The organism is Spirochaetota bacterium (assembly GCA_035477215.1).
In the GTDB taxonomy this organism is placed as follows: Bacteria; Spirochaetota; UBA4802; order UBA4802; family UBA5368; genus MVZN01.
The window spans coordinates 1-17,155 of record DATIKU010000049.1 but is presented as its reverse complement, the minus strand read 5'-3'; the positions used below and the strand labels follow the sequence as shown (position 1 = coordinate 17,155).

The 17,155-nt window shown below is 58.6% G+C and carries 20 protein-coding genes; 7 read left to right on the top strand and 13 right to left on the bottom strand.

The features are described from left to right. Positions 1-128 precede the first annotated feature (128 nt). Positions 129-731: a cytochrome c family protein gene (locus VLM75_11785; GenBank protein ID HSV97596.1), complete on the top strand. Its 603-nt coding sequence runs from the start codon at positions 129-131 to the stop codon at positions 729-731. On the opposite strand, the gene VLM75_11780 is transcribed toward VLM75_11785, so the two are convergent. Beyond that, positions 706-1,617, bottom strand: a complete 912-nt coding sequence (locus VLM75_11780; protein HSV97595.1) for a hypothetical protein — start codon at positions 1,615-1,617, stop codon at positions 706-708. The two genes, VLM75_11785 and VLM75_11780, sit on opposite strands and share 26 nt — an antisense overlap. A 785-nt stretch (positions 1,618-2,402) precedes the next feature. On the opposite strand from VLM75_11780, the gene VLM75_11775 reads away from it, so the two are divergent. From VLM75_11775 to VLM75_11765, 3 genes are all read left to right on the top strand, one after another. Then, entirely contained in the window at positions 2,403-3,431 is a 1,029-nt protein-coding gene (locus VLM75_11775; protein ID HSV97594.1) for a TRAP transporter substrate-binding protein, read from the top strand. Positions 3,432-3,496: 65 nt separating this feature from the next. Next, positions 3,497-3,982, top strand: coding sequence for a TRAP transporter small permease (locus VLM75_11770; protein ID HSV97593.1), 486 nt, complete (start codon positions 3,497-3,499; stop codon positions 3,980-3,982). Beyond that, on the top strand, positions 3,979-5,280 hold the full coding sequence (locus VLM75_11765) for a TRAP transporter large permease (protein ID HSV97592.1): 1,302 nt from the start codon (positions 3,979-3,981) through the stop codon (positions 5,278-5,280). The genes VLM75_11770 and VLM75_11765 overlap by 4 nt, the downstream gene beginning before the upstream one ends. Before the next feature lie 76 nt (positions 5,281-5,356). Here the strand turns inward: VLM75_11765 and VLM75_11760 are convergent, their stop codons facing one another. Beyond that, on the bottom strand, positions 5,357-5,812 hold the full coding sequence (locus VLM75_11760; protein ID HSV97591.1) for an ACT domain-containing protein: 456 nt from the start codon (positions 5,810-5,812) through the stop codon (positions 5,357-5,359). Between the two features lie 364 nt (positions 5,813-6,176). Between VLM75_11760 and VLM75_11755 the strand changes: the two genes are divergently transcribed. Continuing rightward, on the top strand, positions 6,177-6,890 hold the full coding sequence (locus VLM75_11755; GenBank protein HSV97590.1) for a YIP1 family protein: 714 nt from the start codon (positions 6,177-6,179) through the stop codon (positions 6,888-6,890). Positions 6,891-7,097: 207 nt separating this feature from the next. Here the strand turns inward: VLM75_11755 and VLM75_11750 are convergent, their stop codons facing one another. From VLM75_11750 to VLM75_11730, 5 genes are all read right to left on the bottom strand, one after another. Next, positions 7,098-7,712 (bottom strand): carbonic anhydrase, encoded by a 615-nt coding sequence (locus VLM75_11750; protein HSV97589.1) that lies wholly within the window; start codon positions 7,710-7,712, stop codon positions 7,098-7,100. Between the two features lie 488 nt (positions 7,713-8,200). Next, positions 8,201-8,455 carry a hypothetical protein gene (locus VLM75_11745; protein HSV97588.1) on the bottom strand — a complete coding sequence of 85 codons (255 nt, stop codon included), beginning with the start codon at positions 8,453-8,455 and terminating at the stop codon, positions 8,201-8,203. Further along, the gene (locus tag VLM75_11740; protein ID HSV97587.1) at positions 8,433-8,591 is read right to left on the bottom strand and encodes a hypothetical protein; all 159 of its coding nucleotides are present in this window, start codon (positions 8,589-8,591) and stop codon (positions 8,433-8,435) included. The genes VLM75_11745 and VLM75_11740 overlap by 23 nt, the downstream gene beginning before the upstream one ends. Positions 8,592-8,684: 93 nt before the next feature. After that, complete coding sequence (locus VLM75_11735) at positions 8,685-8,858, bottom strand: hypothetical protein (protein ID HSV97586.1); 174 nt, start codon at positions 8,856-8,858, stop codon at positions 8,685-8,687. A gap of 4 nt (positions 8,859-8,862) precedes the next feature. Next, positions 8,863-9,459, bottom strand: a complete 597-nt coding sequence (locus tag VLM75_11730) for a cation transporter (GenBank protein HSV97585.1) — start codon at positions 9,457-9,459, stop codon at positions 8,863-8,865. 206 nt (positions 9,460-9,665) lie between these two features. Here VLM75_11730 and VLM75_11725 point away from each other — a divergent pair, with 206 nt between their 5' ends. Further along, on the top strand, positions 9,666-10,568 hold the full coding sequence (locus tag VLM75_11725; GenBank protein ID HSV97584.1) for a diacylglycerol kinase family protein: 903 nt from the start codon (positions 9,666-9,668) through the stop codon (positions 10,566-10,568). Positions 10,569-10,611: 43 nt separating this feature from the next. Here the strand turns inward: VLM75_11725 and VLM75_11720 are convergent, their stop codons facing one another. The 6 genes from VLM75_11720 to VLM75_11695 all read right to left on the bottom strand — a co-directional run bounded on the left by VLM75_11720 (position 10,612) and on the right by VLM75_11695 (position 15,190). After that, the gene (locus VLM75_11720; protein HSV97583.1) at positions 10,612-11,106 is read right to left on the bottom strand and encodes a TlpA disulfide reductase family protein; all 495 of its coding nucleotides are present in this window, start codon (positions 11,104-11,106) and stop codon (positions 10,612-10,614) included. 54 nt (positions 11,107-11,160) lie between these two features. Continuing rightward, a complete protein-coding gene (locus VLM75_11715; GenBank protein HSV97582.1) occupies positions 11,161-11,361 on the bottom strand; it encodes a hypothetical protein in 201 nt (66 codons plus the stop codon). A 156-nt stretch (positions 11,362-11,517) separates the two neighbouring features. After that, entirely contained in the window at positions 11,518-12,579 is a 1,062-nt protein-coding gene (locus VLM75_11710) for a hypothetical protein (protein ID HSV97581.1), read from the bottom strand. Positions 12,580-12,730: 151 nt separating this feature from the next. Next, complete coding sequence (locus tag VLM75_11705) at positions 12,731-13,744, bottom strand: FecR domain-containing protein (protein HSV97580.1); 1,014 nt, start codon at positions 13,742-13,744, stop codon at positions 12,731-12,733. Positions 13,745-14,048: 304 nt separating this feature from the next. Next, positions 14,049-14,603, bottom strand: a complete 555-nt coding sequence (locus tag VLM75_11700; GenBank protein ID HSV97579.1) for a hypothetical protein — start codon at positions 14,601-14,603, stop codon at positions 14,049-14,051. After that, positions 14,582-15,190 carry a hypothetical protein gene (locus VLM75_11695; GenBank protein HSV97578.1) on the bottom strand — a complete coding sequence of 203 codons (609 nt, stop codon included), beginning with the start codon at positions 15,188-15,190 and terminating at the stop codon, positions 14,582-14,584. The genes VLM75_11700 and VLM75_11695 overlap by 22 nt, the downstream gene beginning before the upstream one ends. A gap of 293 nt (positions 15,191-15,483) precedes the next feature. Here VLM75_11695 and VLM75_11690 point away from each other — a divergent pair. Then, on the top strand, positions 15,484-17,155 hold a 1,672-nt coding region (locus VLM75_11690; protein ID HSV97577.1), incomplete at its 3' end, for a 7TM-DISM domain-containing protein.

Below are 17,155 nucleotides of genomic sequence, written 5' to 3'. Positions count from 1 at the left end.
TAGAAAATGGTACATGATGGAATGGCAAAGTCAAGTTTAAATTCTTGACCGTACGGGAGTATGGCGTAACCTGTTTCGTGGAGCGCGTTCACTTTCACCGCGCCGAATATCATCAACGGAAACAGGCCATGCTGAAAAAGCTCGCAGTCGCGGCTTCGGCCGTTGCCATCCTGGCGCTCGTACCGACTGAGCCGATCGAGTCCAGGCGGAACTTCCCCTCTTTTATCGGTGTTTCTGAATGCAAAAAATGCCACGATGCCGACAGCATCGGCAACCAGCACAAGATATGGCTGGGGTCGCCCCACGCACGGGCCTATCAGTCTCTCTCGCTTGATAAGGGCCTCGAGATCGCGCGGAAGGCCGGAGTGGAGGCCCCCGCCCAGAGCCTTGCCTGCCTTAAATGCCATACGACCGGCGGCGGGAAGACGGAGGCCGCCAAGACCGAGGGCGTGGGATGTGAGGCCTGCCATGGACCGGGCAGTCTCTACCATGAGTTCAGCAATCACGCCTCGTTCGAGGCTCGCGAGAACTCGTACAGGAAGGCCGTTTCGCTCGGCATGTACCCGATCCTCGGATACGACGGCATAAAGACGCGGGAGCGATTGTGCCGGTACTGCCACACGGAGGAACGCCCCTGTTATCCTGAAAGCGCCGAGGAGCGCAAGCGCCAGAAGCTCCCGCTGGGGCTCATAGCCGATTTCGTTTTCAAACACCCGATACGCCGCAGGTAGGCGCCCGTCCGGCCTCCCTGATCAGCCAGCGAACGCCGTCGGCCTTCACCAGCGCGCGCTGCATCCGCGCAACCGTGCCGCGCATCCGCGCGTGGTCCTCCTCGCCGAGGACGTTGTCCATCTCGAACGCGTCCATTCCGAGCGTGTAATACAGCCGGCTGAAGCTCTCGCGGGCGAACACCGCGCTGTCCGGATAGCGCAACACCCGGGCGAGGTCGTCTATCGGCCCCACGAGCGCCTTGCGAAAAAGCATGCCCGCCAGGAAGCTCAGCATCTCCCCGCAGGAAAGGATTACCCTCGTAAGGCGGTTGAGCCCCGAAATCATTTCGTGAACGAAAATCCCTTCGCACGCGTCCTTGTAGGGGATAAATGGCACAAGCTTCACCTTCCCGCACGCGTGCGACATCCTGATAAAACGGTTTATCTCGAATCCGGCCGCTCCCAGGTTAACGAAAGTCGCCGCGCAATCGTTGCCGAGCACCGCGAAGAAATCTTCGACACTGCCAACCGCCCTAAGCCCGAAACCAAACCTCTCCGCGACCGAACGCATGATACGAAGCCGCGGCGCGCAATCATCGAGCGCGATGAAGGTTCCGACTGGTTCCGCGACCCCATCCCCAACGGCCGCCACCGATTCGACGAGCCGCTGCGGCTGCCCCGCGGGGAGCAGATCGGCTATTCCCTCGCGTAAAAGAAAGCCCCGCACGCAGTCCGTGTCCCCCGCCGCCACGCAGACCACGCGGATGTCATCGCCGCACAGCCTCCCGGCCACAACCGAACATTCCTCAAGGGAATCATCCGAAATTTCAAGCACCGCGATGCGGTCCGACGGACTTTCGTGCGCAACGCCGCCCGTTGCGGCCGGCGGCCCGTCTCCTTCAGCCACTGTGCACCCCGCCCGTAGAAAAGAATCTCTATAAAGCGGGTTATTTCGCGTATACAGTCGTATCTCTTTCATTTTCCTTTCAGCGGGCCGATCCCACAGGGGCATATTATGTCACATAGTGCGTCTTCGGGTCAACCATTTTACCGCACCCCCCGCTGCTCTTCGACTGCGCTCGAAACAGGCCGGCGCGCCGCAACGATTTTAAATCCCCGGCTCTTTGGGCCACCCCCTTCGATAAAGTGTGTTCCTGAGCATAAAACTTCTTGCAGTATTTTCGTCTCCCACTTGTGGCAAGAGACGAAACAATCCTTCTCGATCGAGCCGACGCACACGACGTGCTGATGCCGACGTCGCGACAGGAGGTAGCGTCATTAGCCGGCCCGGCGGCCGAGGGGATTCCTCCGCGGGCGGCGCCATGCACTATCAGTGATTACCGCGGAACATCGAATCCCGGCGGAGCGCTTTGCCCGCCAGCATGGCGCTTTGCTCTGCGGTCAGACGCCCAAACGCGGGTCCGTGCCGGGGGACGTGTTCATCTATATTTGCATATTCGCTCCGCTCTGCACAGAGTGCGGCGAATATATTTTACTTGATTTTATTCCGGAATAATGTTCGGTAGAGCGTGTTGCAAAATCGGGAATACTCGGGTCGTGCAACAGGTCTTATGCCGGCCGCATCGCGTTCACAATGCCGATGGACCGCGCCGGGAGTCGGCGAATACATCCCGTAGAGCTGCGATTCCGAAACAGCGGAATACCATTTATACGCGCATAGAGGAGCGAATCATGAAAAAAACAATCCTTTGTTTCGCACTGGCAATCGTCACGGCGGTGGCGCTCTCCGCCTGCGGCGCCAAAAAGGATGCCGAGTTCACCCTGAGCTACAGCATCTTCTTCCCCCCGGCGCACGAACAGTGCAGGGTGGCCACCGACTGGGCCAAAGAGATCGAGAGTAAAAGCGGTGGCAGGGTCAAAATCAACATCTACCCCGGCGGCACACTGGTATCGGCCGACGAAACCTATAACGGGGTTTTAAAGGGCATCACCGACATCGGCATGTCCTGCTTCGCCTACACGCTCGGCAGGTTCGTAGAAATGGAAGCGATCGACCTTCCCCTTGGATACCCCAACGGCCGGGTCGCGACCCGCGTCGCGCACGAGTTTTACAAGGCGATGACACCCAAGGCGCTCGACGAAGTCAAGCTGCTGTACATCCATGCGCACGGCCCCGGGCTTCTGCACACCAAAAAGCCGGTGGAGAACCTTGCCGCGCTGAAGGGCATGAAAATCCGCTCAACGGGGTTGAGTTCGAAAGTCGTCAAGGCGCTCGGAGGAGTGCCCGTCGCCATGCCGCAGGGCGCGACATATGAAGCGCTCCAGAAGGGCGTGGTCGAGGGGACCTTCACCCCGATCGAGACGCTCAAGGGATGGAAGCAGGCCGAGGTGATCAAATACACCACTGACTGCCGTGATATCGGCTATACCACCGCCATGTACGTGGTGATGAACAAAGCAAAGTGGGAAGCCCTTCCCGACGATCTTAAAAAAATCTTCACCGACGTCAGCGAAGAATGGGTGGATGTCCACGGCAAGACCTGGGACAGGGTGGATGCCGAGGGCCGCGAGTTCTCGCTGAAGCTGGGGAACTCGATAATTGCCCTCTCTCCCGAGGAGAACGCGAAATGGAAGGGCGCGGTCCAGCCCGTCATCAACGAATACACCAAGGCCGTCAGTGCGAAGGGACTTCCCGGCGAAAAGGCGGTCGCGACGCTTAAAAAGCTGATATCCGATTATTCGGCTAAATACGGCATGTGACGATCACCGGCGGCCGGCTCCGTACCGGGGCCGGCCGTCCGCATGCCCGGAGGTAAGACAACCCCATGTACCGGATTGAAAAGATACTGCACTCCGCGGCCGCACGCATAAACTGGATATCGATGGCGGCCGTGTTCGCCATGATGGCGCTCACCGTCGCGGACGTCATTCTCAGGTTTTTACGCATGTCCATGCCCGGCGCCTACGATATCGTGGGGCTCCTCGGCGCCGTGATGATATCCTTCTCACTTGCGTACACCTCGGTGGAGAAGGGGCATATAGCCGTGGAATTTATCGTGCAGAAGCTCCCCGACAAGGCCAGGTCGGTCATCGACGCCATCACCGGGCTTTTGTCCACGCTCTTTTTCGCCATGGCGACGTGGCGCCTCGCTGTTTACGCACTCGATTTCTATCGCAGCGGGGAGGTATCCATGACCATCAAGATGCCCGTATACCCGTTCGTATTCGGAATGTCTCTCGGAAGTGCGCTTCTTACCATGGTGCTTGCGCTCGCCTTTTTCAGGACCTCCGGGGAGGTCCTGAAAAGATGAGCCCTACAGTCATCGGCCTTATCGGCCTCGGCATGCTTTTCACGCTCATCTTCACCCGTATTCCCGTGGGTTTCCTTATGGGTATACTCGGCTTCGCGGGCTTCGCCTGGATCGTCTCGCCGGAGGCCGCGTTCAGTATAACGGCCAAGGACCTCTTTTCCATTTTCGGGTCCTACAATCTGACGGTGATCCCCCTCTTTATTTTCATGGGGCAGATCGCCTTCCACTCCGGCATCAGCCGGCGCCTGTTCGATACCGCATACGCCTGGATCGGCCATCTGCCGGGCGGACTCGCCATCGCCACCATCGGCGCGTGCGCGGGCTTTTCGGCCATCTCCGGCTCGACCAACGCGACCGCCGCAACGATGGCCGCGGTCGCCCTGCCCGAGATGAAGCGCTACAACTACAAGCCGAGCCTCGCCACAGGGGTCGTCGCCGCCGGCGGCAGCCTCGGGATATTGATCCCCCCCAGCGTCATCTTCATCGTTTACGGCATCCTCACCGAGCAGTCGATCGGAACGCTTTTCCTGGCCGGGATCGTTCCGGGCATACTGCTCACACTGATGTTCATCACCGCAATCCTCATCTGGACCTCGCTTAATCCAGAACTCGGACCTCGCGGACCGAAGACCACATTCAAAGAGAAGATTCGATCGCTCGGGGGCGTCATCGAGACCCTGGCACTGTTCATCATGGTGATGAGCGGGCTTTTCGCGGGAATTTTCACCCCAACCGAAGCGGGCGGCATCGGCGCGGCGGGAACACTCCTTCTCTCACTCATCACCCGAACCATCAACTGGAAGGGATTTTCGGACGCGCTTATGGAGACCACCCGCATCTCGTGCATGATCATGGTCATCGTGGCGGGCGCCACGATCTTCGGACATTTCCTGGCGGTCTCGCGCATACCCTTCGACATCGCCTCCTGGATTGCTCATTTCGACCTGCATCCGTGGCTGATCATGCTGCTCATCATCGCCATGTATATCGCCGGCGGCTGCTTCATCGATTCACTCGCGCTCATCATGCTCACCATACCGATCTTTTACCCGGTTGTAACGCACCTCGGCTTCGATCCGATATGGTTCGGCGTTATTATTGTTCTTGTAACGCAGATCGGCGTAATCACGCCGCCGGTGGGCATAAACGTTTACGTGGTCAGCGGCGTGGCGCGCGACGTTCCGCTGGAGGTGATATTCCGCGGGGTGGTGCCCATGCTCATCGCGCTGATCGTGCTCACGCTCATCCTGATACCGTTTCCGCAGATCGTACTCTTCCTGCCGTCGCTTTTGCGATAAACGTTATGCGCGTTATTGCGCGGCCCTGCAGAGAAATGTCAAACTGGCCGGACGGTCCCCGTGCGGGGACCGTGTCTCAGTACTTCATATAATGGAAGGGCTCGATGGCGTTGAGCGCGTCGGCGTCGAGCGTTTTATAGCCTTTGGTCGCCAGTATCTTCTGCGTCTTTTCGCGGTCGTCGACCTCGACCACGAAGACGGCGTTTTTATGCGCCTCGAGGACGAAACCATAGGCATTTTCGACGTTGATCTTTTCGGCTGCGAGCACCTGCACCAGCCCGTCCAGTCCGCCGGGATGATCGTCGATGAGAACGGCGACCACTTCCTTCAATGTCACCGCGAGCCCCTCTTTTGAAAGCGCCTTGTGCGCCCTTTTAGGCTCGTCAACGATCAGATTGAAAAATCCGTGATCACCGAACGAGGAGATGCTTATGGCCCGAAGGTTTATTTTTTCCCTCGCGAGGATGGAGGTAACCCTGGCCAGCATGCCGGGCTTGTTTTCGGCTGGTATCGTGAGCTGATGTGCGAGCATATGGTTCTCCTCGATATAAGGCCTCGGCCCTTTTCCCTTTTCGCGAGTGTGCGCGACTGGCCTGAAGTATAGCGTCCGCCGCTGCGCAGTCAATTCTTTTTCAGCCGTTCTTCGGCCTGGCCTTGGTGGAAATGAAGGCCGTATTATTTTTTTATTGAAATTGCACCGCAGGCATGCCTATCATGAGTTGTTTCCGGCATGGATTCTTTGCGCGCATTTCTGAAGGCTGGATGGAACCCGTTGATACGGTGTTTTCGAACATAAGGCCACCGGTTTGGTATGGTCGCGAATCGGTGGGATTTTTGTTCAGCACGCTTTATTGACGGCATAAATCCTCAATCAACATATAAAAAGGGAGGGACGTATGGCTGAAGGCGGTTTTGATTTTAAAAAGTTGATCGACGATTCAAAAGCGGTCCTCACTACTCCGAAGGAGTACTTTGCCTCCATGCCCACCGAAGGCGGGTTTGTTGAGCCGCTAATCAAGGCGGTCATTTATGGAACGATCGCCGGGGTGTTCGCGCTCATCTGGAGCGTACTGAATCTGACCGCGGCCGCGGGCATGTTCGGGGGAGCGATCGGAGGCGGGGTGGGCGTGATGGCGCTCATCGGCTCAATCATCGGCGCGATCATCGGACTTTTCATCGGCGGGGTCATTCTTCTTATCGTGTCGGCGATCTGCGGCGGAAACACCAATTATGAGGCGAATGTCCGCGTTACCGCGGCGCTCCTGGTGCTCTCTCCGATCAACGCACTGCTCTCGTTCGCCTCGGGCATCAACCTGTGGCTTGGCGGGCTCATCAGCCTGGCGGTCTTGCTCTACGGTCTCTACCTGCTCTATAATGCGCTCGTAAGCGGGCTGAAGGCGAAAGAGGGAACGGCCAAGATCATCACGATCGTCCTCGCGGCGCTCGTAGGGCTTATACTGATTTCCTCGCTGACCTGCTACAGGGCCGTCTCGACCATAGGCGACAGGTATCAGGCCGATACAGAAAAATATCTCAAGCAGAACGAGGACACGCTGAAGGACTTCAACAAGATGATGGAAGATCTCAAGAAACAGCAGGAAAAGCAGTAGGCCCCGTCGGATTGCCGCGCATGTTCGAGCCCCCGCACCGCGGGGGCTCGCTGTTTTTATTATGCGCGATACTGGCTTCCTGATAAGCACCCGCCCGAAGCCAACATCGAATCGCCCCAGTAAGGGTCGTTTTAATTCACCAACCCGCCGAGGGAGAGCGGTCCGAGTACACACAGCTTATCTGACCGGCAGTGAAGGGCCATCCCCCTACGGCTTCATCACCCGGTACTTGTCGGCAAGATGCGTGTTGACGTGCACCACTCCCTTGTTGAGGTCTTTGAACGCGTAGTCCAGCGTTATCTCCGGCAGCGCGTCGGCGGTCTTCTGGTCCTTCAGCACCGTGCCCGCCGGTACATAGCGGCCGTCCCGGACCTTCACCCCCATCACGGTACAGCCGGGCTCGATAACACAGCCCTTGCCGATGCGCGACTTGAAGACCAGCGATTGCATACCGACGAAGGTGTCGTCGCCGACGTACGACGGCCCGTGGATCTGCACCTGGTGGGCGAGCGAAACGCGCTTGCCCACGTAAACGGCGCATTTGCCCTTCTCGCTTTCAACGAGATTCTTCTCGATTACATGGCCCTCGTGCTCGGTCTCGAGCGCGTGGATGATCACGCCGTCCTGCACGTTGGCCTCGTCGTCGACGATGAGCGGCTGGCCCTCGTCGCCGCGCACCGAGGCGAAGGGCGACACCATCACCCTTTTCCCGATTATGGCGTTTCCGATCACCGCGGCAAGCGGGTGCACATAGGCGGTTTCGTCGATGGTCGGGGAGTACTCTTTAGAAGAAAAATCGGTAACGACGTTTTTATGGATCATTCCGTTCCTCCATTGGTGTTCAGAACTGGCCCCATATGCTAGAGACCTTCGATACGGCGGGGGGATTTTGTAAACAATAATTTTCTGGAAATCTTTCCGCCTCCGGGGCTATATGGAAACCGAACAGCATTTTGAATCGACACCGAAGACGGGAGTCCTCGCGACGGCGGACGCCGACGGTAGCGTGAACGGCGCCATTTACGCGAGGCCGCACTTCTGAATTTCATGAGACAGTAGTGCCCTATAATTTATTTATATATTGATTTATTAAACACCGGCTCGCCTGTTCCAAAGTACGCGTGTCAACGTATTCCGCTCGTACCGGACGGGCGAGAACGCTTCCCGGCATAGGAAAGTAATTGTGTAAAGCCCCCATCCCGTTATATACTTATATCTTGTTGCAGTACCGGGGATATCGGATTTCCCGGTTATGCATCAACTCTATCGGAGAAATCGCCGCCACGACAACGGCATATCGCGGACGTACATTAACCGACGTATATGCTCTTGATAATCCGGTCGCGCGGCTGTTTGGGCCATGGCTTCGCAGCTCCATTCGAACGCGAGGAGACGTGTATGCATATCATCCGCCCCAGGATTCTCATCGCCGAAGACGAACGCGTCACCGCCGTACAGCTCGAGCGGATGCTCCAGTCCATTGACTGCGAGGTCAGCCGAACGGCAAGCTCCGGAGAAGAGGCCGTTCGAGCGGCCGCGGAACTAACGCCCGATCTGGTGCTCATGGACATAGTACCCGAAGGAAACCTCGACGGCATTGAGGCCGCGCGGAAAATAATCGACACGCTCGACATCCCGGTCATTTATCTCGCCCCCCACGGCGAAGGACGACACCATCGAGCACGTCAATATAACCGACATAAGCGGGATCATCCTGAAGCCCCTGAAGCTCAATCAGCTGCGGCCGGTCATCGAGATCGCGCTGCGCAAACACCGCATTGAAAAAGAGCTTCGCTACCGGCAGAGTCTGCTCTCCGCGCTTCTGGCGAGCCTCGACGAAGCGATCATCTCCACCGACACCGCCGGGACGATCACCTTCATGAACGCGGCCGCCGGAACGCTGACGGGACGGGATATCGACTCGCCGACCGGCCGGCCATCAGTGCCCTCGCACTGCCTAATCTTCAACCACCTACTCTTTCTCAAAAAGAAGCTCATAACCTTCCCTGAAGAGAAAGAGTACGATGACGATGCCGACGATGGGATCGGCAAGCGGAAAGTCGAAAAAATACGTTGTGACAAGACCGGCGAGCAATGCGATGGAAAGGAACGAGCATGCAAGCGTCTCCTTTGAATCGGCGACGAGCGAGCGCAGGCCGAGGTCCTTACCCAGTTTGTATTTCCGGTACGCGAGCACCGGCATGACGACGAGCGAAAGAACGGCGATGACGATACCGAAGAGCGATGGCTCGGAAACGTCGGCTGTGACAATCTTTCTGACCGATTCGAAAAGCACATACGCGCCAAGGACAAAAAACGTGACTCCGACGAAGCGCGACGCCTTCTCCTCTATCTCCTCTTCCTTCTCCGCGGAGATCGTACCGTGTTTCTTGAGCCGCCAGATCAGCACAAGGCCCGAAAACGACTCGACTATGCTGTCGAGTCCAAAGCCGATAAGCGCGATGCTGTTGGCCATCCCCCCGGCGATGATAGAGGCCGCCGCCTCGATGATGTTGTATCCCACGGTGAAATATTCGAGCGAGAGGGCCTTTTTGTATCGTTCGTCCATTGTGCGCTTTCCAAATTCGGCGAAAACCGTTCCGTCTCGCGACAACCGACGGCACCCGTTACGCTATACCCGCCATACGGAGAGTTCAAGCGGAATTGCCCCGGATCGCTATTTTTATCCGGCGGTCGTTATAAAATGAGTTGAACAAATAGCGCCGGGCCTTTATAAAATTTTCATCACACCAGACTCCAGGAGCAGGCCCGCCCATGAATACAGGCACCGCAACCGCCGCAGAGCCGCGGCTCGCCGCAACCATCATCGTCAACCCCGCGTCGCGCTCGGGATCGAAGATATTCGAGGCGCTGAAGGAACACCTGAGACGCTATTTCGATTACGCCGCTCATTTTACCGAAAGAAGGGGCCACGCGGTCGAGCTTGCGCGAAAAGCCTCCGGCGGCGTCATCATCGTCTGCGGCGGCGATGGCACCATCAACGAGGTGGCGAACGGCGTGGCGCATCGCTCCGATATAGCGGTGGCGCCGACATACGGCGGCTCCGGCTGCGACCTCAGCCGTCTTTTCGGAATCGCAAAGGCGGCGGGAGAGCGCGTGGATGAAATTTACGATCGCCTTCTTTCGGGCGGCGGCATCCGCATGCTGCTCTCCCTGGTCGAGGCGAACGGGACCGGCCGCTACTTCGTGGGGGTGGGCGACGCGGGCTTCGGCGCAATGGTGGCCGGCACCTTCGACCGCTACCGGCGTCTCGGCAAGTTTGGCTACGTGCTCGGCGTGCTGCAAACTTTGATGAAAATCAAACCGATCGAGGCGGTCATCAGTATCGACGGAAAGCCCAGAAAGGAGCGGGCGCTCATGGTGATGTTTGCGCGGAGCAAATACTATGCCGGCGGCATGAAGGTGTCTCCGAATTCCGATCCGCTCTCCGACAGCGCGCGCATGATCTTCCTCAAATGGATGTCGCGGCCCGTCTTTCTCACCGTGTTTCCGCGCGTCTATTCGGGCTCCCACCTCAAGGTGCGCCATGTGGACGAGAGCGAGGTCCGCAGGCTCGAAATCGAGACGCCGGGCGTGCCCATCGACGTGGAGGGTGAGTACGTCGGCACAACGCCCTGTGTTTTTTCGATAACGGACAGGTATATCACCATCGTGTGATACGCCGGGCTGAAAAACGAAGGAGAGGCGAAAGCGGCGCGGGCTATTTCAAGCGTTCAATCGCCTTTTCGAGCAGGCTCATGGTCTCGGCGCTCTCGCCCACGGCCTGAAAGACGATCTCGCCCCTGCGGTCAATCAGAAAGACCGCGGGAATTTTAAGGTCCGAGATGTATTTCTTCGCCGTCAGCTGGTACATGTCGTACAGGCACTCGTTCTCCACGCCGAGCTCCTTTAATACCGGAAGCGCCCTGTCCTTCCCCTCTCTGTCGATGTTGATGAACACCAGCCCGAGCTTTTTAGCCTCGCCGTGTTTCCGCTGGAAATCAACGAGCTGAGGCATCTCTTTTTTACAGGGAACGCAGTAGGTCGCCCAGAAGGATACGATCGTGTTGCCTTTCCCGTAGAGAGCGCTCGAGGTGACGAGCTTTCCGTCCGCGTTGAACAGCGCGAACTTCGGCGCGGGCTTCGCGTCGGCCTCGATACCGCATACGACTGCGAGCAGAACGGCGAGTACCACACGACAGGGTCGAGTGCGCATCACTGCCTCCAGAAAAATGAACGGGATACGGCCTTGCGTCGCGCGCGGCCCGCCTCAGGCGGTCCCGCGCTCCGCGCGGGCCTTCTCGGCGGCGCGGCGGGGCGACTGCCCCGCGAGCGGACAGCGGCCCACCCGGGCGCCCGCGGTCGCCGGCTTTATCTCGTAATAGGCGATATCGCTCGAAAAACGGCACGACACCTCGCGGCCGTCGTCCATAAGATAGCACTCGCAGGTACGGCAATGGCGGAGAAGCATTGGTGTGTTTACCTGGCTGAATAATTTAAATCCCCGGCCCGCCGGGCCGCCCCCTTTGATAAAGGGGGCTCCTGTTAAGGTAACTATATATACACACCAGCCACCTTGATAAGGCTCCCCTTTACTGAAGGGGAGCCGCCGGAGGCCGAGGGGATTCTACAGATACGACATCCTCCACACCGCGCCGAAAAGCAAGGACGGCTCTTCCAGATTCTGATTGGAATGGAACACCGGCACATAACCGATATTACCTTCGACATACACGCCTATATACTTCGTCAATCCAAGTTCTATCCCAATTGCCGAAACAACGCCCACCGCGTTCTTGCTGATGGATCGACTGTAACTGATCCCCACATCCTGATATTTACACCATAAATCAACGCTGGAGTATTGAATAAGAGCCGAAGTATACCCCTGCCACAACACACCGAAAATATACCACCCATAAACAGCCCGCCCGCCTAAACCGACTCCGAGATGGGTCATTTCTATTTCATTTATTGTGGAAGTCGCCGGCAACAGGGATTCTCCAATCCAATTGTGAAAATCGGCATCACCGATGGCGCTATCATATTGTTGCAATTTATGCATCTTAATCCGCGCAAGCATATCAAAGCCGTTCGCGCGACTGTTCCGGTAGCTGGAGGGAAAATAGTCGAGATTGAAGATATCCTTGTTGTCCCATTGTTCAAAACCAAGGTCGGTCCCGAAACCGTAGCCCGCCCGCAGCTTCGCCGCGCGCGAGACGATGCCCTCCTGCCTGCTTCCGGCCGGCGCGACCTTCTCTTCGCGCTTTTCGGCGCCGTCCTTTCCGGCACGCGCCGCGACCCTGTTCTTCGAGACGAAATCGACTTTGGTCTTCGCCACCCGGTTCTCTTTATTCGAGGCGAGGTCCTTCCGATAGGTGTAGCTCTCCCGGTCCTCGTCCACGATATACCCTTCGAGCACATCGCCGTTCAACAGGTGGATATACCGGAGCTGCCTGTATTCATCGTGATAGACGGTGCGCAGAACGTCCCTGCGCGGAAGCGATCGCTGTTCCTTCGTTTTGAGCGTTATCTGAATCTCCGTGTCAGTCTCCTTTGCGATATTCCCCTCTACTATGCTTCCGTCTTTAAGGAAGACCGACTCGGCGAACAGCGCGCCCGGCCCGGGGAGGAGGAGCGCGACGGCGCATACGAACACGAATCCGGAAAAGGTGATCCCGTTTTTCATCCATATATCCCTGGAGTTTTATTTATACGCGTCCTTTATGCGCGCGCGGGGAAGAATCCCCGAAGCGCGCAAACGCCCCCCGTGCCGCGGGGGGCCTGTATATATAAACGTACTGTCGTCCCCACCCTTTTTTACAGAGGAGGACAAGGTGTCAGCGAATCACCCTGACCGAACGCACCTGGTTCTCCGGCACGCGCACCGTTCCGCCCGTGGTGAGAATCGAATACTGCTTTCCGCGCTCGATGATCGCGCCGCGCAGCACTTTGCCGTTGTACAGCGATATCTCGTCGATACGGTCGAATGCCTCTTTTATTTCTTCCATGGTGGCCGACTGCTTCTGGATGAGCTTTTCGATCTTCTCGGCCTTTTCGGCGGCCTGTACCTTCTTCTCCTCGACCACGATCTTCGGCTCGAGCTCCTTCTGCTTCTCGACCACGGGGGCGCTGGCGACAACGATCTGCTCCACTTTCGCCATCTCGATATCGGGGATGATGGGGGCCGCCGCCACGATCTCGATCTTCATCACCTCGAGCTCGCTGATCGGACGCACCTCAACGGTGGTCTTCGCCTCGGCCGGCGCCGAATCGTCCACCCGGATCTCGGCCGTGTTTCCCTTTTCAACGAGCGTTTCGCGGGCCTCCGTCTCTTTCCCTTCCTCAAGCGGCGTTACGGCCACTTTCCCCTCGCGCACGGCCACCTTCCCGGAGCCGTTTCTATAGCTCGCTATGAACTCGGTTCCGCGCACGGCCGCGATCGCCGTGGGCGACTTCACCTTGAAGCTTTCCGAACGCTGGAGGCGCGCGATCTTCGCCGCGACCTCTCCCTTGTGGAGGAACATTTCGCCCTCGCCCGCGGAAAAGAGCTTTTTGATCTCCACGCGCGAGTTACGCTCGACGCGCGTCACGCCCCGGTCGCCGATCTGTATGGTGGCGTGCGACCTGTCGCCGGTGGTTATAACATCACCCGCGGAAAGCCGCTCCCCCAGGTCCGCGTTGCGGGGACTTCCGGCCGCCGGTTCGACCTTTACATCCCCCGCCAGGAACACGATCACCGCCGCGAGCGGCGGGCCCTCCTTTTTCGCGCACGAGACCAGTCCCACGCACGCGCACAGAAGCGTCATGACGAACGCCGAGACAAAACGAGAATTCATCGTTTCGATTTTCATTGCCGTTTACTCTCCGCCGATGGTATAGCTTTCCAATAGTGATACAAACCGGCCACCGTGACGCGCAACAAAATGACGGCCCCGGACCGGGAATATATCCGCTCGAACCCGTGGAATTCTCGCAACGTCGCATTTCACGATACACAATGCGGGCGGCTGTTCATAATTTCAAGTACTAATTCGCCCGCCCGCCAGCGGATACCGAGCGAACGCTCATCCCAGATTTCGAAAAGCGCCGCACTACCGGCATCTCTGCCGCCTCGAGCGCGCCACAACCGCGCCCGATCGGTGCGCATTCCCGCGATTACCGGTATGAGGTGCGCCACGTCAGGCCGAAGTTAATCGCGAATTCCTCGAGGTTCCTATCCGATGGCATGGCCGGACTGTACCCGTATGTCGCCTCCACAAACACGCCGAAATACCGAAACAAGCCCAGCTCGATGCCAGCGCCGCCCGCCATCCCGTGTGATGTGTATTCATATTTTTTACTTCTGGGCTCCGACCAGGCTCCTCCTCCAAGATCGACCTGAAGCTGGGTGTCCAGTTCAACACGGGAATACTGGTAATGGAGCGTTACGTATCCCTGCCAGAGTATTCCCAGAAAATACATCCCCCGGCTGTACCTCGCTCCGGGCGACAGGTAATAGTGATTGATGTCAAAGGAGTTCACGTTATCGGTGGCCGGTATTAGGCTTTCACCGATATACGCGTTAACGAGCGATCCGAGTCGAAGCTGACCGGACAGAGTCTCGATGGAATAAGCGCTGTACCCCTTTATTCCTCCCCGCAGGTAAAAGTCGAATCCGTTTCCGCCCGCGTCACGCTCCCTCCATATAATCACATCGACCAGCACCGACATCCGGTCCTTCCAGCCTCTGCCGTCGATGTCCTTCCATCCAAGACCGCCTCCAAGAGGCCCGGGCCCGCCGCCGACGCGCACCCGCGGCGCCCGCGAAACCATCTCGCCACGTCTCGTCCCAATGGAAGTGCGCCCTTCGGCCGCCAGCTCTTTTCCGCCCTTCGCCGGCGCGGTCTCTTCCTTCTTTTTTTCTCTTTCACCTCGAGCCGTCTCTTCGATATGAAATCGACCTTCGAGCGCGCGACACGGTTCTCCCCGGCGGAGGCCAGATCTCTCCGGTACGTATAAGTCTCGCGGTCCTCATCCACGATAAACCCCTCTATCATCTCCCCGCTCATCAGATAGATGAAGCGCCTCTGCTTGTACTCGTCGTGATACACCGTGCGCAGTATTTCGCCGCGCGGGATCGACTTCCTCCCGCCGGCCGAAAGCGCGATCTGGACATCGCGGTCGTTCTCCCTCACAATTCTGCCCTCTACGATGCTTCCGTCTTTCAGAAAGACCGACTCCGCCGCCAGCGCGGCCGGATACATAATGAGTACGACCATAACCGCCGACCACGCGGCCGCTGTAACCGTTCGCGCCATCGCATCCTCCCGTCGCACCGTTGTCATTCATCCGGTCGCGCCGCGGTGACGGCGTGAGCTTCCACCGCCTCGGAGGCCGACTCGGATTTCGTATCAGGCTCGCACGAATTCCACACCGCGTCTGTCAAACAATATGACGACCGCGTAATTTTCGGCCTCCCTCCACCTGATGCGATTCGTCATTATTCTCTTGACATGGTATTCGGAGGGCATTGAAAATAAGTGAGTTCTCTTTCGGACTAACCGCATCCATGCGGCGCGGACAGACATATACGGGCATCGAGACATCGCACATGCGAACGCGGCCGAAATTCTACCTGTTCCTCGTACTCCTCGTCCTCGCCCGCGCGCCGACGGCCCACTCCGCCCCGGAGGCCCTGGTTCTCGGCGAGAGCGTACGGAGCCTGCCCATCGGCCGCTCCATTGAAGTCCTCGACGACCCCGCGGGGAACCTATCAATTGAAGATGTCCTTTCCGGCGAGAGAGCGCGCGACTTCGCGAGGCCGTCGGAAAAGACCCCCTACGCCTCAAACGACAGCGCGGCCTGCTGGGCGCGCTTCCGCCTGAGCAACCCGCTCGACCGCCCGCGCGAGCTCGTGCTCGAAATCGGCTTCGCGCCGCTCGAGCTCGTTGAGCTGTACATCACCGGCCCGGACGGCGTGCGCTCCGTAATGCGCGCTGGATACGCGGTGCCCTTCTCCGAGCGTCCCGTACGCCACCTCAAACCGGCGTTCCCTCTCACGCTGGCCCCCGGCGAGACCGCCGTCTTTTATCTCCGCATTCAGAGCCGCGTCTGGAAGATCTTTCCCTGCATAGTGCATTCCAAGGCCGATTTTCACGCCGAGAGCATGATCACCTTCGCCGCTCTCGGGCTCTTCTACGGGGGGCTCATCATCCTCTTCCTCAACGCGCTCGTCCTGGTCTACAAATTGCGCGAGGCCGCGACGCTCTACCTGAGCATGTTCGTGCTGTCCTTCCTGGTGTTCCTCCCCACGATAGACGGCAGCGCCGCCGTCCTCTACCCCTTCGTTCCGCACACCCTGCTCCTCGGCGGGCACATCCCGGCGGTGCTTATAGAGAACTCGCTCTTCCTGCTCTTCGCCCGCAGCTACCTCGACACGCCGCGGAACCTTCCGCGCTTCGACCGCGCGCTCGTGATCGCCGCAGCGGCGTCCGCGCTCGTCCTGCCGCTGGCGCTCTTCGCGGACGTGTTCACGCTCACGCGCGTGCTCATGATATCCACCGCGCTTATCGGAATCTCGACCGGGATCGCGCTGTATCTTCGCGCGGTGCGGCGCGCCCGCGATTTTCTGCTCGCGCTCCTTCCGGTGTGCGTCACCACGGTCCTTCTCATGCTCCGCGACCTCGCCGTGCTCGAGGACTCCTCGTTCATACGGGTAAGCCCCTACGTGGGTACGCTCTGCATGTCGTTCATCCTGAGCTCCTCGTTCGCCGACCGGTTGAGGAGCGTCACGCGCTCTTACCGGGAGGCCAGGGGCGACCTCACGCGGCTTACGGTCGTATTGCACAACTCGCTCCTCAACAAGCTCGAGGCCGCCGGAAACTACCTGCGCGCTCAGATCGACTCGGGCGGCCTTTCGTCCGAAAAGCTCTCGTACGCGCAGAGGCTGCTCTCGCACTGCAGCAGCGAGGGGAGGAACATCCTGTTCACGCTGAAAAATTCAGGCTGCGCCGCCGAGCGCCTGGCGCAGGAGCTCCGCTTCCGCGGCGAGATGGCGCTTTATCTCCAGGAGGTATCCTTCCGTCTGGTCACCAACCTCGAGTCGCCGTACGAGCAACTGGATCCGGACAGCGTATATTGCGTGATGGCCGTCTACAACGAGCTTCTTAACAACGTGCTCAAGCACTCCGGCGCGCGCGCGGTCGAGGCCGTGCTGGTGCATCGGGCCGGTCGGCTCACGCTGTCAGTGTGGGACGACGGGAAGGGGTTCGAGTACGATCCGG

Excerpts from the sequence above, each read along its gene's own strand:
- VLM75_11755 (HSV97590.1), top strand. The coding sequence starts at position 6,177 with ATGGCTGAAGGCGGTTTTGATTTTAAAAAGTTGATCGACGATTCAAAA.
- VLM75_11720 (HSV97583.1), bottom strand. The coding sequence starts at position 11,106 with ATGCGCACTCGACCCTGTCGTGTGGTACTCGCCGTTCTGCTCGCAGTC.
- VLM75_11730 (HSV97585.1), bottom strand. The coding sequence starts at position 9,459 with ATGGACGAACGATACAAAAAGGCCCTCTCGCTCGAATATTTCACCGTG.
- VLM75_11785 (HSV97596.1), top strand. The coding sequence starts at position 129 with ATGCTGAAAAAGCTCGCAGTCGCGGCTTCGGCCGTTGCCATCCTGGCG.
- VLM75_11770 (HSV97593.1), top strand. The coding sequence starts at position 3,497 with ATGTACCGGATTGAAAAGATACTGCACTCCGCGGCCGCACGCATAAAC.
- VLM75_11740 (HSV97587.1), bottom strand. The coding sequence starts at position 8,591 with ATGTCGGTTATATTGACGTGCTCGATGGTGTCGTCCTTCGCCGTGGGG.
- VLM75_11700 (HSV97579.1), bottom strand. The coding sequence starts at position 14,603 with ATGTCGGTGCTGGTCGATGTGATTATATGGAGGGAGCGTGACGCGGGC.
- VLM75_11705 (HSV97580.1), bottom strand. The coding sequence starts at position 13,744 with ATGAAAATCGAAACGATGAATTCTCGTTTTGTCTCGGCGTTCGTCATG.
- VLM75_11775 (HSV97594.1), top strand. The coding sequence starts at position 2,403 with ATGAAAAAAACAATCCTTTGTTTCGCACTGGCAATCGTCACGGCGGTG.
- VLM75_11750 (HSV97589.1), bottom strand. The coding sequence starts at position 7,712 with ATGATCCATAAAAACGTCGTTACCGATTTTTCTTCTAAAGAGTACTCC.
- VLM75_11725 (HSV97584.1), top strand. The coding sequence starts at position 9,666 with ATGAATACAGGCACCGCAACCGCCGCAGAGCCGCGGCTCGCCGCAACC.
- VLM75_11715 (HSV97582.1), bottom strand. The coding sequence starts at position 11,361 with ATGCTTCTCCGCCATTGCCGTACCTGCGAGTGCTATCTTATGGACGAC.
- VLM75_11695 (HSV97578.1), bottom strand. The coding sequence starts at position 15,190 with ATGGCGCGAACGGTTACAGCGGCCGCGTGGTCGGCGGTTATGGTCGTA.
- VLM75_11710 (HSV97581.1), bottom strand. The coding sequence starts at position 12,579 with ATGAAAAACGGGATCACCTTTTCCGGATTCGTGTTCGTATGCGCCGTC.
- VLM75_11745 (HSV97588.1), bottom strand. The coding sequence starts at position 8,455 with ATGAGCACCAGATCGGGCGTTAGTTCCGCGGCCGCTCGAACGGCCTCT.
- VLM75_11765 (HSV97592.1), top strand. The coding sequence starts at position 3,979 with ATGAGCCCTACAGTCATCGGCCTTATCGGCCTCGGCATGCTTTTCACG.
- VLM75_11760 (HSV97591.1), bottom strand. The coding sequence starts at position 5,812 with ATGCTCGCACATCAGCTCACGATACCAGCCGAAAACAAGCCCGGCATG.